The sequence below is a fragment of the Pseudomonas sp. SED1 genome (assembly GCF_034044025.1).
Taxonomy (GTDB): Bacteria; Pseudomonadota; Gammaproteobacteria; order Pseudomonadales; family Pseudomonadaceae; genus Aquipseudomonas.
Map to the genome: position 1 here is coordinate 1 of NZ_JAXCIS010000066.1, position 4929 is coordinate 4929.

General features: G+C 63.6%; 4 protein-coding genes. 2 read left to right on the forward strand and 2 right to left on the reverse strand.

Annotated elements, in window-relative coordinates; translation table 11 throughout:
• Positions 1–159: 159 nt before the first annotated feature.
• Together SNL23_RS10220 and SNL23_RS10225 are read right to left on the reverse strand one after the other, a co-directional pair.
• On the reverse strand, positions 160–1020 hold the full coding sequence (locus tag SNL23_RS10220) for a Dyp-type peroxidase (RefSeq protein ID WP_076014160.1): 861 nt from the start codon (positions 1018–1020) through the stop codon (positions 160–162).
• A 28-nt stretch (positions 1021–1048) separates the two neighbouring features.
• Positions 1049–1771, reverse strand: a complete 723-nt coding sequence (locus SNL23_RS10225; protein WP_318302191.1) for an ArsR/SmtB family transcription factor — start codon at positions 1769–1771, stop codon at positions 1049–1051.
• Between the two features lie 127 nt (positions 1772–1898).
• On the opposite strand from SNL23_RS10225, the gene SNL23_RS10230 reads away from it, so the two are divergent.
• Both SNL23_RS10230 and SNL23_RS10235 read left to right on the forward strand, forming a co-directional pair.
• Positions 1899–3161: an MFS transporter gene (locus SNL23_RS10230; protein ID WP_318302192.1), complete on the forward strand. Its 1263-nt coding sequence runs from the start codon at positions 1899–1901 to the stop codon at positions 3159–3161.
• A gap of 78 nt (positions 3162–3239) precedes the next feature.
• Positions 3240–4865: an NADP-dependent glyceraldehyde-3-phosphate dehydrogenase gene (locus SNL23_RS10235; RefSeq protein WP_076014163.1), complete on the forward strand. Its 1626-nt coding sequence runs from the start codon at positions 3240–3242 to the stop codon at positions 4863–4865.
• Positions 4866–4929 lie beyond the last annotated feature (64 nt).

Sequence of the window (4929 nt, forward strand, 5' to 3'; positions counted from 1 at the left end):
CCGAGCCGGAGTGCGGGCATGCCGAGCCTGGGCGAGGCACCGAGTGGTGGGGCAAAGACCTTTTGGTTACTTTTGGGGCGTTTGCCAAAAGTGACCCGCTGTAAGAGCGGAACCATAAGTGGCCGTTACCTAAATAACGGATATGCACCCAAAACCACCTCAGAGCACCAAGCTCAAATCCACCCGCCCATCACGCACCGGCGGACACCAGTAATACCCACCAGTCAAAGGCTTACTAATGCGATACAACCCATCAACAATCCCATCCTCAAGCCCACTCATCCGCCGCAGTTGCGCTTCAAACGCATCAAACGAATGCCCAAACGCCAGGAACATCAACCCCGCCTGACCATTCTCGGCCCATGGCATCGACCGCCGCACCACAAACGCCTCAGGGGTAAAACTCTCCTGAGCCGTACGCTTGGTGTGCGCCGACTCCGGCGCGTCCTCCAGCTCCTCGTTATCACCATGACGCCGACCAATAATGTGATCCCGCTCCAGAGCCGGCAACGCCGCAAACCCATCCAGATCATGCTGCCACTGCTGGATCGCCGCAAAGCTCGCACCACCCGGCGCCACCGCCGCATCCACCGCCGCATCATCATGCGGATTCTCAGTACCATCCTCATAATCAGTCAGATCAAACCCGGTCTTGTAGCGAAACCCCTCGGTCATCTGCACCAGACCAAACCCCGGCGCCAGGGCCTTCTCAAACGCCCGGCTGCGCAACAGCAACTCACCGCGATCCACACCATGCAACCAGACCCACAGCGCCTGCTGGGTCGACGGATTCTCCGCCCCCGGCCCGCTCACATGAGGAAACGCCCGCAACCCGTCAATCCGGGCGCCGAGGGCATTGACCAGCGGCTCACCAAAACCGACCACCGCATTCGCGTCCACCAGTTGCACCAGCGCATCCAGTGCGGCAGGCACGGCGTCCAGCGACTCAATGGCAAAAAACAGATGGCGTGCCTGCAACGGCACCGGTGCGGCAAGAATGCCCGGCTGGTACTGACTCATGTGAACTCCTTCAAGAAAGCCGCGCAGTTTACCCGGCGCGCGCCCGGTTGTGCTCAAGGTTTTCAAGGGCTCGCGGGTCGAGGTTCAACTGCGCCTTGAGTTGCGCCCAGCCTTTGGGCGTGACCAGCACCGCGCGGGAAGTTTTCGAGCGGCGCAGCCAGTCGGCTTCGCACAGGGCATTCAGCAGTTGAACGCCCAGGGGACCCGCCAGGTGATGGGTGCGTTCGGTCCAGTCCAGGCACTGGCGCGCCAAACCCTCCCGCGTGGGCTTGAGAGCTGCCACGTCGACGCCGAGCCCGGCAAACCACTGCGCCCCAGCCGGAAGGAGTTCGTAGCGTTTGTCCTCCACCGCAAGGATATAGCCGCCGTTCTCCAGGGCCTGGGTGATGGCGACGCCCATTTGCCCGGCCAGGTGGTTGTAGCAGCAGCGGGCAAATCGCAGGCCCTGTGCCTGGCGCTCCAGGGGTTTAGCCGGCACCGGTGTGATCACGCTGAGGTACTCGATGGCCCGCGCCACGTGCGCACCGGCCAGGCGGTAATAACGATGCCGGCCCTGGGTTTCGCAGGTCAGCAAACCACCGGCCAACAGCTTGGCCAAGTGGGTGCTGGCGGTTTGCGGGGTGACGGAAGCGGCATGCGCCAGTTCACCGGCGGGCAGCGCGCGGCCGTCGAACAGCGCCAACAGGATCGCCGCGCGGGCGGGCTCGGCGATCAGGGCAGCGACGTCGGAAAAGTTGGCAGCAATGGGCATGGCAGGTCTCCAGCAGGACCGCGCCAGTATAGGCGCACCCGACGACGCCATGCTTCGATCACCGTCGAAGCATCGGCCCGGGCGCTCACGCTAGATTCGCCGCCTGGTTCTTCAAGGATGATCCGTAATGCCTTCTCCTCTTCTTGCACAACCCCGGGTACTGGCCGCCACCAGCCTGAGTTATGTGTTGGTGATACTCGACACCTCCATCGTCAATGTCGCCCTGGAACGCATCGCAACCACGTTGCACACCGGCATCAGCGGGCTGCAATGGGTGGTCAGCGCCTATACCTTGAGCTTTGCCAGCCTGTTGCTCAGTGGCGGCGCGCTGGGGGATCGCTTCGGCGCCCGCCGCCTTTATCTGGTGGGGTTGCTGTTGTTTACCCTGGCCTCGTTGCTGTGTGGTGTGTCCGGGGACTGGATGACCCTGGTGGCAGCGCGGGTGTTGCAAGGCGTGGGGGCGGCGCTGTTGGTGCCCAGTTCGCTGGCGCTGATCAACCAGGCGTTTGTCAACGACGCGGCCGGACGCGCGACGGCCATCGGGGTGTGGGCGGGTTGCGGCGGTATTGCGATGGCGGCCGGGCCGCTGGTGGGCGGCGTGCTGATCGAGCTGTTTGGCTGGCGCAGTATTTTCCTCGCCAACCTGCCGCTGGGGCTGATTGCGATTGCCTTGAGTGCCCGCCTCAACGCCAGTGAGCGCTCGCCAAGGGCGCTGGACCTGCGCGGTCAGTTGAGCGCGATCCTGGCACTGGCAACGTTGATCGGCGTGCTGATCGAAGGCCCGGTGCGCGGTTGGTCTTCCACGCCGATCCTGTTGGCCAGCCTGCTGAGCGTTGTGGCCTGGATCGCCTTCCTGCGGATTGAAACCCGCCAGGCGCAGCCGATGCTGCCGCTCAAGTTGTTCGCCAACCCGGTGTTCAGCGCCTGTGTCGCGGTGTCGCTGATATCGGCGCTGATGCTCTACGGCCTGGTGTTTCTGCTGAGCCTGTATTTCCAACGGGTACTGGGCTACTCCCCGTTATGGACGGGCCTGGCGTTCCTGCCGCTGACCGCGCTGGTGAGCCTGGGCAGCCTGGTCGCCAGCCGTCTGGTCCGAGCCTGGGGCAGCGAACGGTTGATTGGCGTCGCGTTGCTTTTATACCTGGCGGGTTTCGGCCCGATGTTGCTCTACGGCCCCACCACATCCTACCTGTGGATCGCCCTGCCGATGCCGGTGATCGGCCTCGCCGCCGGGTTGATCACCCCCGCCGCCACCAGTGCCTTGATGGGCGCCGTGGACAAGCACCGCGCGGGCATTACCGCCGGTACCCTCAACGCCGCCCGACAGGTGGGCGCGGCGCTGGGGGTGGCGCTTTTCGGCGGCCTGTTGGCGGGCCACTTGTGGGCGTAATGCGTCTAGCCCTTGCCACGCGGGGCGTTGATGGGTGAATCTCTAGTCACGTTTTGCAACCATTCCAGGGGTAGCGACATGACCACCGACAACCTGCTCGCCCAGCTGTTTCCCACTGCCGCCGAGATTCCCGAGCAATTCCGGCTCGCGGCGCCCATTGAACAACGTGATTACCTGGTCGGCGGCCAGTTGCATGTGTGGAACGGCCCGTTGGCCGAAGTGCGCAGCCCGGTGCAGTTGCGCGGCGCCGACGGCGACACGCCGGTCATCATCGGCAGCACCCCGCTGCTGGACGCCGACACGGCCTTGACCGCCCTCGACGCCGCCGTGGCCGCCTACGACCGTGGCCAGGGCGCGTGGCCGACCATGCGCGTGGTGGATCGCATCCAGCATGTCGAAGCGTTTTTGCGGCGCATGCGTGAACAACGGGACGCGGTGGTCAAGCTGCTGATGTGGGAGATCGGCAAGAACCTCAAGGACTCGCAGAAAGAGTTCGACCGCACCTGCGACTACATCACCGACACCATCAATGCCCTCAAGGAACTCGACCGCCGCTCCAGCCGCTTCGAGCTGGAACAGGACACCCTCGGGCAAATCCGCCGGGTGCCGCTGGGAGTGGCGCTGTGCATGGGGCCTTACAACTACCCGCTGAACGAGACCTTCACCACGTTGATCCCGGCGCTGATCATGGGCAACACCGTGGTGTTCAAGCCGGCCAAGCTCGGCGTGCTGCTGATTCGCCCGTTGCTGGAGGCGTTCCGCGACAGCTTCCCGGCCGGCGTGATCAACGTGATCTACGGCAGCGGCCGCGAGACGGTCAGCGCGCTTATGGCCAGCGGCAAGATCGATATCTTTGCGTTTATCGGCACCAACAAGGCCGCCAGTGACTTGAAGAAACTGCACCCGAAACCGCACCGCCTACGCGCGGCGTTGGGCCTGGATGCGAAGAATCCCGGGATCGTGCTGCCTCAGGTCGACCTGGACAATGCGGTCAGCGAAGCGGTTACCGGTTCGCTCTCTTTCAATGGCCAGCGTTGCACCGCGTTGAAGATCCTGTTTGTGCATGAAGATGTGGTCGACAGCTTTATCGAGAAATTCAACCGCAAGCTGGCGACCCTCAAGCCCGGTATGCCATGGGAAGACGGCGTGTCGCTGACGCCGCTGCCCGAGCAGGGCAAGGTCGATTACCTCGGCGGCCTGGTCACCGACGCACTGGCCCACGGCGCCAAGGTGGTGAACGAAAATGGCGGCGCCAGCCGTGGCTCGTTCTTCTACCCGGCGGTGCTGTACCCGGTGAACCCGCAGATGCGCGTGTACCACGAGGAGCAGTTCGGCCCGGTGGTGCCGATCGTGCCTTACCGCGACCTTGAGACGGTGATCGACTACGTGCTGGAATCGGACTTCGGCCAGCAACTGAGTATCTTTGGCACCGACGCGGGTGAAGTCGGACGCCTGGTGGACGCGTTCGCCAACCAGGTGGGCCGGATCAATATCAATGCCCAATGCCAGCGTGGGCCAGACAGCTTCCCGTTCAACGGGCGCAAGAACTCGGCCGAGGGCACGCTGTCGGTACATGATGCGTTGCGGGTGTTTTCGATCCGTACGCTGGTGGCGACCAAGTTCCAGGCGAGCAATAAGGAACTGGTGAGCGATATCCTGCAGGAGCGCACGTCGAGCTTCTTGACCACTGACTATATTTTCTGAGCCCTACACCGATCTAAAAAATGTGGGAGCGGGCTTGCTCGCGAAGGCGGTGGTTCAGTCGCCG